General features: G+C 70.9%; 17 protein-coding genes. All 17 read left to right on the top strand.

Features of this window, described 5'->3' with window-relative positions:
* Positions 1-429 precede the first annotated feature (429 nt).
* Positions 430-1518, top strand: coding sequence for an acyltransferase family protein (locus F0U47_RS11850; protein WP_149750689.1), 1089 nt, complete (start codon positions 430-432; stop codon positions 1516-1518).
* Positions 1515-2510: a DUF808 domain-containing protein gene (locus F0U47_RS11845; protein ID WP_149750688.1), complete on the top strand. Its 996-nt coding sequence runs from the start codon at positions 1515-1517 to the stop codon at positions 2508-2510. Before F0U47_RS11850 ends, F0U47_RS11845 begins: the two co-directional genes overlap by 4 nt.
* Positions 2511-2635: 125 nt before the next feature.
* Positions 2636-4087, top strand: a complete 1452-nt coding sequence (gene ahcY / locus F0U47_RS11840) for an adenosylhomocysteinase (protein WP_149750687.1) — start codon at positions 2636-2638, stop codon at positions 4085-4087.
* An 80-nt stretch (positions 4088-4167) separates the two neighbouring features.
* Positions 4168-4875, top strand: coding sequence for an MtrAB system response regulator MtrA (mtrA, locus tag F0U47_RS11835; RefSeq protein WP_149750685.1), 708 nt, complete (start codon positions 4168-4170; stop codon positions 4873-4875).
* 9 nt (positions 4876-4884) lie between these two features.
* Positions 4885-6576, top strand: coding sequence for an MtrAB system histidine kinase MtrB (gene mtrB / locus F0U47_RS11830; RefSeq protein ID WP_246159582.1), 1692 nt, complete (start codon positions 4885-4887; stop codon positions 6574-6576).
* On the top strand, positions 6573-8327 hold the full coding sequence (locus F0U47_RS11825) for an LpqB family beta-propeller domain-containing protein (protein ID WP_149750684.1): 1755 nt from the start codon (positions 6573-6575) through the stop codon (positions 8325-8327). Before mtrB ends, F0U47_RS11825 begins: the two co-directional genes overlap by 4 nt.
* Before the next feature lie 63 nt (positions 8328-8390).
* A complete protein-coding gene (locus tag F0U47_RS11820; protein WP_149750683.1) occupies positions 8391-9116 on the top strand; it encodes a ComF family protein in 726 nt (241 codons plus the stop codon).
* Between the two features lie 202 nt (positions 9117-9318).
* Complete coding sequence (hpf, locus tag F0U47_RS11815; RefSeq protein ID WP_149750682.1) at positions 9319-9951, top strand: ribosome hibernation-promoting factor, HPF/YfiA family; 633 nt, start codon at positions 9319-9321, stop codon at positions 9949-9951.
* A 34-nt stretch (positions 9952-9985) separates the two neighbouring features.
* Positions 9986-10654, top strand: coding sequence for a response regulator (locus tag F0U47_RS11810; RefSeq protein ID WP_246159581.1), 669 nt, complete (start codon positions 9986-9988; stop codon positions 10652-10654).
* A 32-nt stretch (positions 10655-10686) separates the two neighbouring features.
* Complete coding sequence (locus F0U47_RS11805; protein WP_149750681.1) at positions 10687-11895, top strand: winged helix-turn-helix domain-containing protein; 1209 nt, start codon at positions 10687-10689, stop codon at positions 11893-11895.
* A gap of 32 nt (positions 11896-11927) precedes the next feature.
* On the top strand, positions 11928-12524 hold the full coding sequence (locus tag F0U47_RS11800) for a TetR/AcrR family transcriptional regulator (protein WP_188111308.1): 597 nt from the start codon (positions 11928-11930) through the stop codon (positions 12522-12524).
* Complete coding sequence (locus F0U47_RS11795) at positions 12521-13282, top strand: hypothetical protein (protein ID WP_149750679.1); 762 nt, start codon at positions 12521-12523, stop codon at positions 13280-13282. The genes F0U47_RS11800 and F0U47_RS11795 overlap by 4 nt, the downstream gene beginning before the upstream one ends.
* A 298-nt stretch (positions 13283-13580) precedes the next feature.
* Complete coding sequence (locus F0U47_RS11790; protein WP_246159580.1) at positions 13581-14408, top strand: MlaE family ABC transporter permease; 828 nt, start codon at positions 13581-13583, stop codon at positions 14406-14408.
* Entirely contained in the window at positions 14408-15283 is an 876-nt protein-coding gene (locus tag F0U47_RS11785; RefSeq protein ID WP_149750678.1) for an MlaE family ABC transporter permease, read from the top strand. The genes F0U47_RS11790 and F0U47_RS11785 overlap by 1 nt, the downstream gene beginning before the upstream one ends.
* A 2-nt stretch (positions 15284-15285) precedes the next feature.
* Positions 15286-16335, top strand: a complete 1050-nt coding sequence (locus F0U47_RS11780; protein ID WP_149750677.1) for an MCE family protein — start codon at positions 15286-15288, stop codon at positions 16333-16335.
* Positions 16328-17362: an MCE family protein gene (locus F0U47_RS11775; protein WP_149750676.1), complete on the top strand. Its 1035-nt coding sequence runs from the start codon at positions 16328-16330 to the stop codon at positions 17360-17362. The genes F0U47_RS11780 and F0U47_RS11775 overlap by 8 nt, the downstream gene beginning before the upstream one ends.
* Positions 17359-18330: an MCE family protein gene (locus F0U47_RS11770; protein WP_149750675.1), complete on the top strand. Its 972-nt coding sequence runs from the start codon at positions 17359-17361 to the stop codon at positions 18328-18330. The genes F0U47_RS11775 and F0U47_RS11770 overlap by 4 nt, the downstream gene beginning before the upstream one ends.
* Position 18331: the final 1 nt, after the last annotated feature.

Raw genomic sequence — 18331 nt, 5'->3', positions numbered from 1 at the left:
CTCATCCACGACGTGCTCGCCGGCCCATTCGGCGATCGCGCGAAGCGTGGCGATCTCCCGCTCCGCGATAACGGTGCGGTGGGCGCGGATCCCGGCCAGCAGCTCCTCCGACCTCGACCCGTCGGCCGGGTGGAGGAGAGAGGCGGTCCCGAGATCCATGACGCCTATTCAACCGCCGCGAACCGACATCTCCATGCGCCCGGAACCCGCCTGTGGACAGGGATCGGTTGGTTCCTCGGTGTGGACGGCAAGTGGCCATTCAGGCCGCCAGGTTCTGGATTCTTTGAAGAACGGTGATGCGCGCCAGCGACGGTCGCGCCGGCCCGGCGCGAGGCCGCGGACAGAGCGAGGTCCTCGCCCACCAGCCTCCGCCGGAGGACTGTCAGACGATTTGGCTTGCGCTCGTCGGTCCGGGTACCAAGGTCCGCGATGCCCTCCTCACGGATCGCTCGGGACCCCTGGCTGGACAACGCCAAGATGGCGCTGGTGACGCTGGTCGTCATCGGTCACGCTTGGGCGTTGCTTCCGTCCGAAGGACTGGTCGGCCACGCCTACGACTTCCTGTACGCGTGGCACATGCCGGCCTTCGTCTTCGTCACCGGCTACCTGTCCCGCACCTTCGACTACTCGCCCGACCGGCTCTGGAACCTCGTGCGCACGGTCGCGGTGCCGTACGTCCTCTTCGAGTGCCTGATGGCGTTCTTCCGCCTCTACTTCGGAGGTGAGGAGCTCGAGGACCTGTTCACGGACCCGCACTGGCCCCTGTGGTTCCTCACCGCGCTCATCGTCTGGCGCTTGGCGACACCCCTGTTCCGGGGGCTGCCGGCGGTGCTGGCAGTGGCCGCCGCCGTGGTCCTGTGCCTGTGGTCCGGCACGGTCCAGGGCGAGAACGCCGAGATGTTCGACCTGACCCGGATGCTCGGCCTGATCCCGTTCTTCGTCCTCGGTGTGCACACGACGCCCGAGCGGCTGGAGGTGCTCCGCGGCCCCGGCGCTCGCTGGGTGGCCGGCGCGACGTTCCTCGGCCTGTGGCTGCTCACCGCGCGCACCGACGAGCTGGCCGGGACCCACTGGCTCTACTACGCGACGCCGTACGACGACCTCGGCGCCTCCGACGCCCGGGGTGCCGTCACCCGGCTGGTGCTGCTCGGGATCGGTGTCGCAGGGACGCTCGCGTTCCTCGCGCTGGTGCCGCGGCTCTCCGGGTGGTTCAGCCGGATGGGGGCGGCCACCCTCGTGGTCTACCTCTGCCACGGGTTCGTCATCCGTGGTCTGGAGTACGCCGGCTACGTGGAGTGGGCCGCCGCGCACCCGGTGGCCGCGCCGCCCGTCACGTTCCTCGGCGGGGTGGTGCTCGCTCTGCTGCTCGCTGCGCCCCCGGTGTCGCACCGGCTCCAGCTCCTGGTCGACCCGTTCGGCAAGGCCGAGCAGCAGGTGAAGCAGGCGGTGGAGCTGACCGCGGTCGCGCAGGATCCCGGTAGCCTTCCGGCCATGCAGAAACAGATGGCCGGACGATGAGCGCAGGTCTCTTCGGACTCCTCGACGACGTCGCCGCGATCGCCAGGCTGGCGGCCGCGTCGGTCGACGACGTCGGGGCCGCGGCCGGCCGGGCGACGACGAAGGCGGCCGGCGTGGTCGTCGACGACACCGCGGTGACGCCGCAGTACGTCCACGGCCTCGCCGCGGAGCGCGAGCTCCCGATCGTCAAGAGGATCGCGTTCGGCTCGATCCGCAACAAGCTGCTGATCATCCTGCCGCTGGCGCTGCTGCTCAGCGAGTTCCTGCCCGACGCGCTGCCGATCATCCTCATGATCGGCGGCACCTTCCTGGCCTACGAGGGTGCCCACAAGGTCTGGGGCTGGATCGCTGGCCACCACGACCACGACGTCCCGGTCACCGAGGTCGGTCCCGAGGCCGAGAAGGAGATGATCTCCGGTGCCGTCCGCACCGACCTGATCCTCTCCGCCGAGATCATGGTCATCGCGCTCGACGAGGTCGCCGACGAGGGCTTCTGGGCCCGGCTCGCGATCCTCGTCGTCGTCGCCTTCACGATCACGATCGCGGTGTACGGCGTCGTCGCGCTGATCGTGAAGATGGACGACGCCGGGCTCCTGCTCACCCAGCGCAGGTCCGCGTTCTCGCAGCGGCTGGGCCACGGCCTGGTCGCCGCGATGCCGAAGCTGCTCGCGTTCATCTCCGTCGTCGGCACGATCGCGATGCTCTGGGTCGGCGGGCACATCCTGCTCGTCAACCTGGCCGAGGTCGGCTGGTGGCACGCGCCGTACGACTGGGTCCACCACCTCGAGGAGGACGTCCACCACGCGGTCGACGTCTCCGTCCTCGGGCCGACCCTGGCCTGGATGGTCAACACGTTCTTCTCCGCCCTGGCCGGGCTCCTAGTCGGCGCCGTCGTCGTCCTCGTCCTGCAGCTGCTGCCGTTCGGTCACCGCGGCGACCACCACGAGCCGGAGGCGGTGGAGCGACCGGTCAAGCAGGGCGGGACCGAGTAGTTCCGCCGGGATTCTCCCGGCGTCACGGCCCGCTTGTAGGGTGGGTCACGTCCTGTGCGGGAGATCCCGACGTAGCGCAGATGCGCCGCAGAGACAGCCTCCGGAAGTCACGAGGAAGAACTTTCATGGACTACAAGGTTGCTGACCTGAGCCTGGCCGAGTACGGCCGCAAGGAGATCCAGCTCGCCGAGCACGAGATGCCCGGCCTGATGGCGATGCGCGAGCGCTACGGCGCGGACCGGCCGCTCGCCGGCGCGCGGATCGCCGGCTCGCTGCACATGACCATCCAGACCGCGGTGCTGATCGAGACGCTGACCGAGCTCGGCGCCGACGTCCGCTGGGCCACCTGCAACATCTTCTCCACCCAGGACCACGCCGCCGCTGCGGTCGTCGTCGGTCCGCCCGAGAACGCAGGCACCGTCGACAATCCTCGAGGCACCCCGGTGTTCGCGTGGAAGGGCGAGACTCTCGGCGAGTACTGGGACGAGGCCGAGAAGGTCTTCGACTTCACCGACGCCGACGGCAACAAGGTCGGTCCCAACATGCTGCTCGATGACGGCGGCGACATCACGCTGCTCGTCCACAAGGGTGTCGAGTTCGAGAAGGCCGGCGCCGTGCCCGGCCAGGACTCCACCGACAACGAGGAGTACAAGGAGGTCCTCCGGGTCCTCGCGCGCTCGCTCGAGGCCGACCCGCAGCGCTGGACCAACATCGCCAACGGCATCAAGGGCGTCACCGAGGAGACCACCACCGGTGTCCTCCGGCTCTACGACCGGTTCAAGGAGGGCTCGCTCCTCTTCCCGGCCATCAACGTCAACGACTCGGTCACCAAGTCGAAGTTCGACAACAAGTACGGCTGCCGCCACTCGCTCATCGACGGCATCAACCGTGGCACCGACGTGATGATCGGCGGCAAGGTCGCGGTCGTCTGCGGCTACGGCGACGTGGGCAAGGGCTCGGCCGAGTCGCTGCGCGGCCAGGGCGCTCGGGTGATCGTCACCGAGATCGACCCGATCTGCGCGCTGCAGGCGGCGATGGACGGCTACGAGGTCAAGCGCCTCGAGTCGGTCGTCGAGTACGCCGACATCTTCATCACGACCACGGGCAACTTCGACATCATCCGGGTCGAGCACTTCGAGAAGATGAAGAACCAGGCGATCGTCGGCAACATCGGCCACTTCGACAACGAGATCGACATGGCCGGCCTGGCCAAGATCCCGGGCATCGTCAAGGACGAGATCAAGCCCCAGGTCCACCAGTGGATCTTCCCCGACGGCAAGAAGATCATCGTGCTGTCGGAGGGCCGCCTGCTCAACCTCGGCAACGCCACCGGCCACCCGTCGTTCGTCATGTCGAACTCCTTCACCAACCAGGTGCTGGCCCAGGTCGAGCTGTTCACGAAGACCGACGACTACCCGGTGGGTGTCTACGTCCTGCCCAAGCACCTCGACGAGGAGGTCGCCCGGCTCCACCTCGACGCCCTCGGCGTCGAGCTGACCGAGCTGACCAAGGAGCAGGCCGACTACCTCGGCGTCGACGTCGCCGGCCCCTACAAGTCCGACCACTACCGCTACTGAGTCGGATCGAGCGTACGGCGAAGCCCCGCCCCCCTCACCGGGTGCGGGGCTTCGCACGTCCTGCCACCTACCATGAGCGTATGAACCATGTCGCCGGTGCGTCGTCGTACGCGACGAAGGGACGCGTGCTCGTCGTCGACGACGACGCCCCGCTCGCGGAGATGCTCAGCATCGTGCTGCGCCAGGAGGGCTTTGACAGCCACGTCTGCGCCCGCGGGGACATCGCGCTCAACGCGTTCCGGGAGTACCGCCCCGACGTCGTGCTGCTCGACGTCATGCTCCCCGGTCGCGACGGCATCGACGTGTGCAAGGAGATCCGCGCCGAGTCCGGCGTGCCGATCGTGATGCTGACCGCGAGGGGCGACACCGTCGACGTGGTCGTCGGTCTCGAGTCCGGTGCCGACGACTACGTCGTCAAGCCGTTCAAGCCCAAGGAGCTGATCGCCCGGATCCGGGCGCGGGTGCGTCGTACCGACACGGTCACCTCCGAGACGCTCACCCTCAAGGACCTCAGCATCGACGTCGCCGGCCACAGCGTGACCCGCGACGGCACCGAGATCCCGCTGACGCCGCTCGAGTTCGACCTGCTGCTGTGCCTCGCGCGCCGACCGTGGCAGGTGTTCACCCGCCAGGTCCTGCTGGAGGAGGTCTGGGGCTACCACCACGCCGCGGACACCCGGCTGGTCAACGTCCACGTCCAGCGGCTCCGGTCCAAGGTCGAGCACGACCCGGAGCACCCCGAGATCGTCCTCACCGTCCGCGGAGTCGGCTACAAGGCCGGCAGCTAGAGGCGCTGGGTGGCCAGCTTCGGTCGGATCGCAGTCCCCACCGGGCTTCGGCGGGCACTCACCTTCTGGCGCCGCTCGATCCAGGCGCGCGTGGTCGTCAGCACCCTCGTGCTGTCGGCGATCGTCATCTGCGCCGTCGGCTGGTTCCTCCTCCAGCAGACCCGCGAGGGGCTGCTCAAGCACCGCGTGGACGTCGTGGTCGGCGAGGTCGAGGCCGAGGTCGCCGACACCCGGGACCGGCTCTCGGCGGCCTCCGCGACCGGGGCCAACGCCAGCGAGCAGCGCTCCGACCTGATCGACCCGATCATCGAGGCGGGGGACAGCCGGGGCTACAGCGTCGTGCTCGGCGGTCCGGAGGACAACGAGACCAGTCTGGAGGACGGGGGCGCCCACCGGACCAGCGGCCTCGAGCTGGTCAGCGTCCCGGAGCGCCTCGAGGAGCACTTCGACGGCGTCAACCGCTCGACCGCCTGGACCTACACCGAGATCGTCCGCACCACTCCCGACGGGGAGACCGTGCGGGAGCCCGGGATCGTCGTCGGCTCCCAGGTGAAGCTCCCGGCGGACGGGCAGACCTACACGATTTACTTCCTGTTCCCGCTCACCGAGGAGGAGGAGACGCTCTCCCTGGTCACCCAGGCGCTGATCACCGCCAACGGCCTGCTGCTGGTGCTGGTCGCCGGGATCACCTGGCTGGTCACCCGCCAGGTCGTGACGCCGGTCCGGATGGCCCGCCAGGTCGCCGAGCGGCTGGCCGCGGGACGGCTGCAGGAGCGGCTGCGCGTGACCGGTGAGGACGACCTGGCCCGGCTCGCGATGTCGTTCAACCAGATGGCGTCCAACCTGCAGCGGCAGATCCGCCAGCTCGAGGAGCTGAGCTGGGTCCAGCGGCGGTTCGTGTCGGACGTCTCCCACGAGCTCCGCACCCCGCTGACCACGGTGCGCATGGCCGGCGACGTGCTGCACGACGCGCGCCGCGACTTCGACCCGGTGACGGCCCGCGCCGCGGAGCTGCTCCAGGTGGAGCTCGACCGCTTCGAGACCCTGCTCGTCGACCTGCTCGAGATCAGCAGGTTCGACGCCGGCGCGGCCGTGCTCGACGTGGAGGACATCAACCTCCTCGACGTCGCCCACCGCGTCGTCGACTCGGTCCGCCCGCTGGCCGACCAGCGCGGGGTGCTGGTCGTCGTCGAGCAGCCCGACCGGCCGGTGCGCGCGCAGGTCGACGCCCGGCGGGTGGAGCGGATCCTCCGCAACCTCGTCACCAACGCCATCGACCACGCGTTCCCCGACGATCCCGACCGGCCGATCGTCGTACGCATGGCCGCCGACGAGCAGGCCGCGGCGATCACGGTCCGCGACCGCGGGGTGGGCCTGGCGCCCGGGGAGTCGGCGATGGTCTTCAACCGGTTCTGGCGCTCCGACCCGGCCCGCGCCCGGAGCAGCGGCGGCACCGGCCTCGGCCTGGCGATCTCCCTCGAGGACGCCCACCTGCACGGTGGCTGGCTCCAGGCCTGGGGACGGCCGGGCGATGGCGCGCAGTTCCGGCTCACCCTTCCCCGGCGAGCCGGCATGCCGTTGCGGCGCAGCCCGCTGCCGCTGGCGCCCATCGACGAGGTCGCGTCGGAGCCGGAGCCGCCCGACGACAGCCCGGCCGCGACCGACCCGGGCCGCGAGCCGAGCCGGGGGGCGACGTCATGACCAACCCCATGACCAACCCCATGACCAACCCCGTGCGCGCTGCCCTGCTTCTCGTCCTGGGAGCGCTGCTGAGCGGCTGCATCGACCTGCCCAAGAGCGGCCCGGTCGTCGACGCCGACCTCGCCGGCGAGCACGACTCCGACCGCGCGTCCTCGATCGACGCCCTGCCGCCGCAGCCCGGGGACTCCCGGCTCGAGATCGTCTACGGGTTCCTCGAGGCGATGATGGCGTGGCCGATCTCGACGAACGTCGCCAAGGAGTACCTCACCGACGACGCGGCCGACGAGTGGAGCCCGGACGCGACGGTGATCTACACGACCCTGGGCCGGTCGCGTGAGGACGGCAGCACCGTCAGCATCCGGATGCGGGACGCGGCGGCGTTCGACGAGTCGGGCGCCTGGCGCGACACCCTCCCGACGAAGCGCAGCATGCTGAGGTTCCGGCTCACGATCGAGGACGGGGAGTTCCGGATCCTCGACCCCCTCGACGCCCTCGTGGTGCGGTCGTCGTGGTTCCAGGAGCGCTACCGCCAGGCGTCGCTCTTCTACTTCGACCCGACGGCGGAGGTGCTGGTGCCGGAGCCGGTGTTCGTGCCGGTCGGCGAGACGTTCGCGACCACCGTGGTGACGGCGCTGCTCGCCCGTCCTCCCGCCCGGATCCGCGACGTCGTCCGCACCTTCGTGCCGGAGCGGCTCAGCGTCGGGCTGTCCGTGCAGATCATCGACGGCGTGGCGATCCTGGACCTGCACGGCGACACGCCGAGGATGTCGCCGGCCGAGTCCGAGCTGATGCTGGCGCAGCTGGCGGCCACCCTGCGGCAGGATCCCTCGATCGTCGCCCTGCGGGTGTCGATCGACGGCGAGGAGCTCGACGCACCCGGCATCTCGCCGCAGTACGCCGTGACGTCTGCCGACGCGTTCGACCCGGCAGACACGGGGTCGACCGGGGTGCTCTACGGCCTGCGCCGCGGGCGCCTGGTGGTCGGCGGCTCGGGCGAGCTGCAGCCGGTGAACGGTCCGCTGGGGTACGACGCCTACCAGCTCGCGACGTTCGCCGTCGCGCCCGGCGCCATGCGCGTCGCGGGCGTCACCTCGGACCGCCGGCAGGTCCTGGTCGGTCCGCTGCGCGCCGGGGAGGACGGCAAGGACATGCGGTCGCTGGTCTCGGACGGCACCGAGTTCGCGCGGCCAACGTGGGACGCGTCCGGCAGGTTGTGGCTGCTCGACCGCCGCCCCGGGGGTGCCCGGCTCCTGGTCGCCGACGAGGGAGGGGTGCGCGAGGTCGAGGTCGCCGGCGTCACCGGCACGGACGCGCGGCGGATCCTGATCTCGCGCGACGGCACCCGGCTGGTCGCCCTGGTGGGTGACGGCGGAGGCGACCAGCTGGTGGCGGCACGCATCGTCCTCGGCCGCAACGGGGCCGTCGAGCGGGCGGTCGGCTCCACGGTCATCTGGTCGGTGCGCAACGCCGCCGCGATCGATGTCGCGTGGACCGGCGTCGCCGAGGTTGCCGTGCTGACGCCGGCCCTGCCCGGGGAGCTGTTCGAGGTGGAGACCGTCGCCGCCGACGGCGCCACCGTGGGCGTCGACACCCTCTCCTCGATGGTTCCGGGGCGCGTGCTCGGGCTGGCCGGGGAGCCGTACGCCGACACGCCGATCTACGCCATCACCCGCGACGCCCTGATCGACGTCCGCACCGGGGAGCGCCTCCCGTCCGGGACCCGGGCGCGGGAGATCGACTTCGCAGGCTGAGCCTGTCCACAGTCAACGAGCCCGCGCTTGTCCGCCGCACCCGGCGCGTGATCGCCTCGACCGGTGCCGCTCGGATCCGCCCTCCTCGACGCCGGTGCCGACCTCCTGCTCGGCTCGGCCTGCGTCGGGTGCGGCCTGCCCGGGCGGGTGCTCTGCGCGGAATGCCGCCTGGCCCTCCCCGGCGGCGCCCACGTCGCCTGGCCGACGCCCTCGCCGCCCGGCATGGTGCCGCCGTTCGCGACCGGCGCCTACGAGGCGACCCTGCGCGCGATGGTGGTCGGTCACAAGGAGCGCCGGCTGCTCGGCCTGACCCGGCCGCTCGGCGGCCTCCTCGCCACCGCGGTGGCCGCGGCGGCGGAGTCGTCCGGCGCGGCGCCGACGGCGCCCGTCGTGCTCGTCCCGGTGCCGTCCCGGCCCGCTGCCGTCCGCGCCCGGGGCCACGACCCGACCCTTGCGACGACCAGACGGGCCGCGCGCGTCCTCCGTGCCGCCGGCAGGCCGGCCGTGGTCGGCCGGCTGCTGCGCACCCGCCCGGGCGTGGCCGACCAGGCCGGCCTCGACGCCGGCCAGCGCCACGCCAACCTGGCGGGATCCATGGCCAGCCCGGCGGGCGCCGTACGCCGGCTGGCCGGGCTGCGCGCGCACGTCGTGGTCTGCGACGACGTGATCACGACCGGAGCGACCGCGCGCGAGGCGCAGCGTGCCCTCGAGGCGGCCGGGATCCCGGTCCTCGCGGTCGCCGCGGTGGCGGCGACGAGGCGGCGTGACCGCTCAGTGCGACCGCTTTAACCGCTGAGCCCTTTCAAGGTTCAGGTTCACGCACTAACGTCTCAACATGGAGTCCACCTTGATCCGTGGTGGCGTCTTCCGGACGCCCCGGGTCGAGTGCGGAGCGACTCCCCGCTCAGGCCGCACCCGCCGTTCGCTCGGCGGCACAGGCCTGCGCGTGCGCGCTGACGAGCCAGCCCCAACCCACTATTGGAGGTACCTGATGGACGTCGTGGTCACTGGACGGCACTGCGAGATCTCGGACCGTTTCCGCGGACACGCAGCCGACAAGCTGGCGAGGTTGGAGAAGCACGATCATCGGATCATCCGGGTCCACGTCGAGGTGGACGCCGAACCGAACCCGCGCCAGCACGACCGTTCCGTCCATGTCGAGCTCACCGCTTTCTCCAAGGGCCCGGTGATCCGTGCGGAGGCCGCGGCCGACGACAAGATGGCCGCCCTCGACATGGCGCTCGACAAGATGGCGGCGCAGATGCGGCGCGCAGCGGACCGGCGCCGGGTGCACCGCGGCCGCCGGTCGCCGGTCTCGGTGGGCCAGGCCCTCGCCGGCGTCCCGGTGGACGGCCTGACCTCGAAGACCGAGACGGTCGACAACAGCGACTCCGTCGAGGAGCGCAAGGTCGGGCCGATCGCGGTGACCGGCGACGGCCCGCTGGTGGTGCGGGAGAAGACCCATCCGGCCAGCCCGATGACCCTCGACCAGGCGCTCTACGAGATGGAGCTGGTGGGCCACGACTTCTACCTCTACGTCGACAAGGAGAGTGAGCGCCCGGCCGTCGTCTACCGCCGCAAGGGCTACGACTACGGCGTGATCTCGCTCGACCTGGGCGACTGAGCCGCCCGGGCGCCGGACATGCCATGATGGCCGGGTGGTGACTGGGATCGAGCCGGTGCGAGTGCTCGTGGTCGATGACCACGAGCTGTTCCGGCGGGGCCTGACCATGTTGCTCGGTGCCGAGGAGGGCATCGAGGTCGTCGGCGAGGCGAGCGACGGCGCCGAGGGCACCGCCCTCGCAGTCCGCACCGCGCCCGACGTGGTGCTGCTCGACGTACGCATGCCGAAGCAGTCGGGCATCGAGGCGTGCGTGGCGATCAAGGCATCGTCCCCGACGACGAAGATCGTCATGCTCACCGTCTCCGACGAGGAGGCGGACCTCTACGAGGCGGTCAAGAACGGCGCGTCGGGCTACCTGCTCAAGGACTCCTCGATCGAGGAGGTGGCGCAGGGCATCCGGGTGGTGGCCGAGGGCCAGTCGCTGATCAGCCCGTCGATGGCGGCCAAGCTCATCGACGAGTTCAAGACGATGTCGAAGCCCGACCGCGCGCAGGGCACGGCGCTCCGGCTCACCGAGCGCGAGCTCGACGTGTTGCGCCTGGTGGCGAAGGGCCTCAGCAACCGCGACGTCGCCCACCGGCTCGCGATCAGCGAGAACACCGTCAAGAACCACGTCCGCAACATGCTGGAGAAGCTCCAGCTGCACTCGCGGATGGAGGCAGTCATGTACGCCGTGCGGGAGAAGCTCGTCGAGCTGGAGTAGCGGTGTCGGCGCGGCGGCCTAGGCTCACCGCCGTGCAGTCGCTCTCGCTCGCGCAGGCCCGCCGGATCGCGCTCGCCGCGCAGGGGTTCGCCGACAAGCGGCACGACGTGCCGACGATGCACACCTTCCAGCGCACGCTCGGGCGCACCGGGGTGCTCCAGGTCGACTCGGTCAACGTCCTGCAGCGGGCGCACTACATGCCGCTCTACTCCCGGATGGGCCCTTACGACGTCGACCTGCTGCGGCGCGCGGCCGAGACCCGGCCGCGGCGGGTGGTGGAGTACTGGGCGCACGTCCAGACGCTCATGCCGGTCGAGCTGTGGCCGGTCATGCGATTCCGCATGCAGCACTACGCCCAGCGTGAGTTCAAGTGGTGGCAGGGCATCGACGCCACCCTCAAGGAACGCGTGCTTGCCGAGGTCGCCGCGCACGGCCCGGTGACCGCCCGGGACCTCGACGACGGCACCCCGCGCGAGCGGACGCACTGGGGCTGGAACTGGTCCGACGCGCGCAAGGCCCTCGACATCCTCTACATGTCCGGCGAGGTCGCGATCGCCGGCCGCACCAGCCAGTTCGAGGTCCGCTACGACCTGCCCGAGCGGGTGCTGCCGGCCGACGTCCTCACGGCGCCCCCGCTCACCGAGGAGGAGGCCGTCCTCGAGCTGGTCCGCCGGGCCGCCCGCTCCCACGGCGTCGCCAGCGCCAACTGCCTCGCCGACTACTACCGGATCCGGGTCGCCCCGGCGCGCGCGGCGGCGGAGGAGCTGGTGGCGGCGGGCGAGCTCGAGCGGGTCCAGGTCGAGGGGTGGCGCCGCCCGGCGTACCTCCATCGCGACGCGCGGCTGCCGCGCCGGATCGACGCCCGCGCCCTGCTGAGCCCGTTCGACCCGGTGGTGTGGGAGCGCGCCCGCAGCGAGGCGCTCTTCGACTTCTTCTACCGGATCGAGATCTACACCCCGCCGGCGAAGCGGGTGCACGGCTACTACGTCCTGCCGTTCCTCCTCGGCGACCGGATCGTGGCGCGGGTCGACCTCAAGGCCGACCGGTCGGCGGGGGTCCTGCTCGTGCCGGGGGCGTACGCCGAGGCGGGCGCGCCGCCGGAGACCGCGGCCGCGCTCGCCGCCGAGCTGTGGCAGCTCGCCGGCTGGCTCGGGCTCGACGACGTGGTCGTGGCGCCGCGTGGCGACCTCGCCCCGGGGCTGGCCGCCGAGGTCGCGGCCGCCCCGGTCTCCAGTTCTTAGCACCTGTCCGACAGACCTGTATGTTGACGCCCATGTCTGGCGAGGTGCTCACCGATCGACGCGATCGGATCCTGCGGGCGGCGGCGCGCCACTTTGCCGAGCAGCCCTACGACAAGGTGTCGACCGTCGCCATCGCCGCGGACGCCGACGTCAACCGCGGCTGGATCTACCACGAGTTCGGGTCGAAGCGGGACCTCTACCTCGCCGTCCTCCAGCGGACGGCCCGCGTGCCTTCGCTCCCGCCCCTGACCGGGCTCATGGCGACCGACGACCTCGAGAAGTCGTCGGCGGCGGTGATCGACGAGTGGCTGGACGCCGTGAGCGCCACCCGCGAGTCGTTCCTCGCCCTCCAGCGGGTGCACACCGGCTCCCACGGCGACCCGGTGATCCGGGGCGTCGTCCGCGAGATGCACGAGGGCACCATCGACAACCTGCTGTCCACCGTCATGCAGGACCCGGCTGACGCGTCGCCGGCGGCGCGGGCCCTCGTCGCCTGCTTCGGGGAGCTCGCCTGGCAGGCGCTGTGGGAGTGGCTGGAGTCCGGCAGGTTCGACCGCACCCAGGTGCATGCCGTGCTCACGACGTCGCTGATGGCGCTGGTCGAGCTGGTGCCCAAGGTCGTCAGGTGAGGCGGTCGCTCGCCGGGCTCGCGCTGTGCGCGGTCCTGCTGCCGGCCGTGGCCGCCTGCAGCGACGACGAGCCGAGCGGGCCCCCGGCCCTGTCGGAGGCCGACCGGGGCGAGGAGGTCGACGTCGATGCGTTCCTGGAGGCGCTGGAGCAGAGCTTCGAGGACGGGTCGACCGCGACGGTGACGTTCGACGTCCGCGGCCGCACGACCCTGAAGGGCCGGGGAGTCGTCCGGTACGCCGCGGACGGGATGGACGTCGACCTCCGGATCAGCGACTGGCAGGTCGAGGGCGCCTGGGTCGGTCTCCGCGCGGTCGGCGGGGCGACGTACATGAAGATCCCCGAGTCCCGCGGCCTCTGGGTCGACATCAGTGCGGGGGAGGCCGAGCTGGCTGGCTCGGTGATGGAGGACGCCGACCCCCGCAACCAGCTCGACGAGCTCCGCGAGGGCATCGTCGAGGTGCGGTTCAGCGGCGACGACACCGTCGCCGGCGCCCCGGCCCGCCGCTACCAGGTGGTGACCGAGCCGGGGACGGGCGCGGGGGAGGAGGGCTCCTCGGTGCCCACGGTGACCGAGTACTGGTTCGACGAGGACGACCGTGTGGTCCGCCGTACCAACGACCTCGGCGGCACCGGCCGGGCGACCTTCACCTGGAGCGACTGGGGCGGGCAGGTCGCCATCGCGCCGCCGCCGGGCGACACCGTCATCACGCTCGCGCAGCTCGAGCGGCTGCGCCGCCAGCAGACGAGCCGTCGCTGATACGTGCGGCGTCGGCCGACCGCAATTGCTACATGACCGTAGCAATTGCGGGGCGCGTGGTCTAGCGTCGGTCACGCCCAGGCGACGAGGACGTGGGGGTGCGCAACGAGGAGTCCGGGAGCAGTGGCGCCCGGGCCTCCGCAACACCACAAGTGACCTCATGTGTTGTCAGTCTTGGGACAGGTCGCTCGGACGCGTGACTTTTCGGTTAGGGTTCCGTTGATTCTCACGATTTAGCACCTGATAACCAGCCGCCTCCGGCCGGAGCGTCGAGACCAAGATCCAGGGGGTCCAGAGGGTGACGAACGCGCTGGTGGGCGCCCGAGGGATCGTCGACTTCCTCCTCGACCATGCAAGGACCGGGGTCCACACCGCGGGTGAGATCGCCCTGCTTGCCTGGGACTCGTCGTTCTCCGCGGCCACCGGCGTCGTCAGGGGCAGCTTCTCGTGGGACGAGTTCTTCGAGCAGGCGTGGTTCATGACCCGCGTCTCGCTGCTGCCGACGATCCTGGTGTCGATCCCGTTCGGCGTCATCGTCTCCGTCCAGGTCGGTGGCGTCGCCGGCCAGATCGGCGCCCACTCCTTCATCGGCGCCGTCAACGCGATCGGCGTGATGCGGCAGGCGGCACCACTGGTCGCGGCCGTGATGATCGCCGGTGTCGTCGGGGCCGCGGTGACGGCCGACCTCGGCGCCCGGACGGTCCGCGAGGAGATCGACGCGCTGAAGGTCATGGGCATCTCCCCGGTCGACCGGCTCGTCGCTCCGCGGCTGGTCGCCGCCGTGATCGTCGGGGTGTGCCTGAGCGCGGTGGTCGCCACCTCGGCGATCATGACCGGCTACCTGCTCGTCGTCGGCTCGGGCACGGTGAGCTCCGGCACCTACCTCGGCGCGTTCATCTCCTTCGGGCAGACCCTCGACCTGGTGATGGCCGTCCTGAAGTCGGCGATCTTCGGCTTCGTCGCAGTCATCGTCGCCGCCCACAAGGGGCTCCACGCCCGGGGCGGGCCGAAGGGCGTCTCGGACGCCGTCAACCAGTCGGTCGTGCTGAGCGTCATCCTGCTCGCGCTCATCAACGTCGGCATCACCCAGGTCTACGTGATGCTCGTGCCGGCGAGGCTGGTCTGATGGCGGCGATCGGCAGCCTCGGGGGCGGGCGCCTGGGTCGCCGGGTCGGCGACTCGGTGCTCGGCATCGTCGACGGTGTGCTGGACCTGCTGGCCCGGATGGGCTCGTTCGGAGCGTTCGCCGTCCGAGCGGTCGCGGGCGTGCCGGTCACGCTGCGGCGCTACCCGGGCGAGTACCTCCGCCAGCTCTCCGACATCGCCTGGGGAACCGGCGCTCTCCTCATCGGCGGCGGCACGATCGGCATCATGGTGCTGCTGTCGGTCGCGGCCGGCACCTCGCTCGGCATCGAGGGCTTCAGCGGCCTGGAGCTGCTGAGCCTGGGTCCGCTCACCGGCGCCATCAACGCCGGCGTCAGCACCCGCGAGCTCGCGCCGCTCATCGCCGCGCTCGCCCTCGCGTCGCAGGTCGGTTGCCGGTTCACCTCCCAGCTCGGGTCGATGCGCCTGCACGAGGAGATCGACGCGCTCAGCGTGATGGCGGTCCCGCCGATGTACTACCTGGTGACGACCCGCGTCGCCGCGACGATGACGGCGATCCTGCCGCTCTACTACATCGGCCTCATCGGCTCCTGGGTCGCGTCCAAGGCCGTGGTGACCGTCGTCTTCGGCCAGTCCGGCGGCACCTACGAGCACTACTTCAGCCAGTTCCTGTCCGGCCGGGACATCCTCATCTCCACCTTCAAGATCCTCGTCTTCACGCTGATCGTGGCCCTGCTCCACTGCTGGTACGGCTTCCACGCCTCGGGCGGGCCGGCCGGCGTCGGTGAGGCGACGGGCCGGGCGATCCGGGCCAGCATCGTCTCGGTGATCCTGCTGGACATGGTCTTCACGCTGTTCTTCTACGGCACCGATCCGGGCGTCAGGATCTCGGGATAGGGATGGGCATCCTTCGCACCCGGCACCGGGACCCGACGCGGCACGAGCTCGCGATCCAGGGGGTCGTCCTCCTAGCCGTGATCGCGCTGCTCTGCGGTGCGCTGGCCGTCAAGCTGCGCGGCGGCTTCTCCGACGCCGTGCCCGTGACCGCCGAGCTCACCACGGTCGGGGGCGCTCTGCGGACAGGCGTCGACGTGAAGATGCGGGGGATGGTGGTCGGCAAGGTCACCGACCTGGAGGGCGACGCCCGCCAGGTCCGGCTCGCGCTCGAGATCGACAAGGAGCACGTCGACCAGATCCCGCGCGAGGTGCGTGCCCGGGTGCTGCCGGCATCGGTCTTCGGCACGTCGTACGTCGACCTCGTGCTGCCGCGGGGGGTCGAGGGCGGCGACCCGATCCGGGCGGACGACGTGATCGCGGAGGACAAGACGCAGGGGACGCTCGAGCTCCAGACCGCTCTCGACAGCATCGACACGCTCGTCGACGCCCTCGGGCCGGCGGAGCTCGCCACCGCCCTGCACACCCTGTCCACCGTGCTCGAGGGCCGCGGCGACGACCTCGGCGTCGCGATCGACACGCTGCACCGCTACACGAACCGGTTCGCCCCCCTCATCCCACGGCTGCGCGGGGACCTGCGGCTGCTCGCGGTCAACCTCGACGCGGTCGCACGCAACGCGCCCGAGCTGCTCGACGCGACCGAGGACGGCCTGGTCACCCTCGACAACCTGGTCCGGCGACGGGACCAGCTGACCTCGGTGCTGGACGGCGGGCTCACCCTGGTCCAGGAGACCGACGACCTGCTCGTGAAGCACGAGCGCGCGTTCCTCCGGGCACTGTCCCTGTCGGTCACCCTCGTCGACACGTTGTACGACGAGCGCGGCGGTCTGCGGGACACGCTGCTCGAGACCGGCGACACCTCCGCGCAGCTGCTCACCGTCCTGGAGGACGGCTACGCCCGGGTGGAGGGCTACATCCACTCCAACGGCCCGGCCGACTACACCCGCGCCGACTGCCCGCGCTACGGCTCGCGGGAAGGAGGCAACTGTGGCTAGCCCGGCCCGGCTCCGTCTGCGGGCCGTCTACGTCAAGGTCATCGCGTTCTTCGCGGCGTCGGCGTTCCTGCTCCTGCTCCTCGCGAACACGATGGCCGACCGCGTCGACGGGGAGACGAAGGAGTACCGCGCCGAGTTCACCGACGTCAGCGGGCTGCGCCTGGGGGACGACGTCCGGGTCGCCGGCGTCCAGGTCGGGAAGATCACCGGCATCGAGGTCAACGGCAGCAGCGGCGACACGGCCATGGTCACCTTCACCCTGCAGGAGAGCCAGCCGTTGCTCTCCAACACGACGCTCGTCATGCGCTACCAGAACCTGCTGGGACAGAGGTACCTCTCACTGGTCCAGCCGGCCCGGCGAGGCGACGAGGTCGAGGAGGGCACCACGATCCCGCTCGAGCGGACCAGCCCCGGCTTCGACCTGACGGCGCTGCTCAACGGGTTCCGCCCGCTGTTCGACGTGCTCGAGCCCGACGACGTCAACAAGCTGGCCGAGTCGGTGATCAAGGTGCTCCAGGGCGAGGGCGGGACGGTCGCGGACCTGCTCGACCAGACGGCCCAGCTGACGACGTACCTCGCCGACCGGGACGACCTGTTCACCGCGGTCTTCGACAACCTGACGCCGGTGCTCACCGACCTGGCGGGCCAGGGCAACGAGCTGCGCGGGACGATCCGCAAGCTCACGACGTTCATGAGCGGTCTTGCGAAGCACCGCCGGATGTTCGGCCAGACCATCGACGACATCGCCCACGTCATCGACACCAGCGAGGCGTTCCTCCGCAACGTCCGCGGCCCCCTGGCGGCCGACGTACAGAAGGCGAAGGACGTGCTGCGGATGTACGCCGCCGAGGAGCCGAGGTTCGCCGGCGCGATCGACGGGTTCGGCTCGCTCATGGGCACGCTGTCCCGGGTCCTGTCCTACCGCAACGCACTGACGTTCTACTTCTGCGACCTCGACCTCGACCTCGGGGCACTCACCGTCCGGACATCGACCCTTCCCGGCGGCTACTCGGAGGTCTGCCGATGAAGCTCCTCAGCCGTGACGACCCCTTCCGGACCGGCATCGCCGCGTTCGTCGCGCTCGGCCTGCTGGGCGCCGCGATCCTGGTCATCAGCGTGATCCCGTTCGGGGCGAGCACCTACGTGGCCGAGTTCAGCCACACCGGCGGCCTCCGGGCGGGTGAAGGCGTGCAGATCGCCGGCGTCGAGGTCGGTGAGGTGCGGGACATCGAGGTCGACGGTGCTCGCGTCCTGATCGAGTTCACCGTCGACAGCGACATCGACCTCGGCTCCCGCACCAAGGCGGCGGTCAAGGTCGGCACCCTGCTCGGCACCCACTACCTCGCGATCACACCCCGGGGCGGCGGCGAGCTGAGCGACGACACGATCCCGCTCGCCCAGACGTCGGTGCCGTTCAACCTGCAGGACGTGATCGACGAGGGAACCGGGGCGGTCAACCAGATCGACGGGAGGAAGGTCGCCCAGGCGCTCAGCGTGGTCGCGGAGACCCTGCGTGCCGCCGGCCCGCGCCTCGAGCCGGCCTTCGAGGGGATCGCCCGGGTCTCCGACCTCATCACCGACCGGGAGGACCAGATCGGCGAGCTGCTGGAGGCGTCCCGGCTGATCTCCGACCAGCTCTCGAACAGCACCGGCGACCTGGTCCAGCTCATGGAGCAGTCGAACCTCGTCATCGAGGAGCTGGTCCGCCGGCGCGAGGCGATCCGGGACCTGCTCCGGGACATCGGCTCGATCACCGCGTCGATCAACCAGATCATGGACGACAACGCCGCCAAGCTGCGGCCGATGCTGAGGGACCTCGACGCCGTGGTCGGCGTGCTGCTCTCGCGCGACGAGGAGCTCCGCGAGGCGCTCCACAACCTCGCGGTCACCTCGCGCTACTTCGCCAACGCCGGTGGTGACGGGCCCTTCATCAACCTGCTGTTCCTCGAGAACGTGCCCGACAAGGTCCGCTGCGGCCCGACAGGGGGTTGCTGAG

The sequence above is a fragment of the Nocardioides antri genome (genome assembly GCF_008373765.1).
GTDB lineage: Bacteria > Actinomycetota > Actinomycetes > Propionibacteriales > Nocardioidaceae > Nocardioides > Nocardioides antri.
Note: the sequence above shows the minus strand (reverse complement) of the source record. Positions and strands in the feature narration are given on the sequence as shown.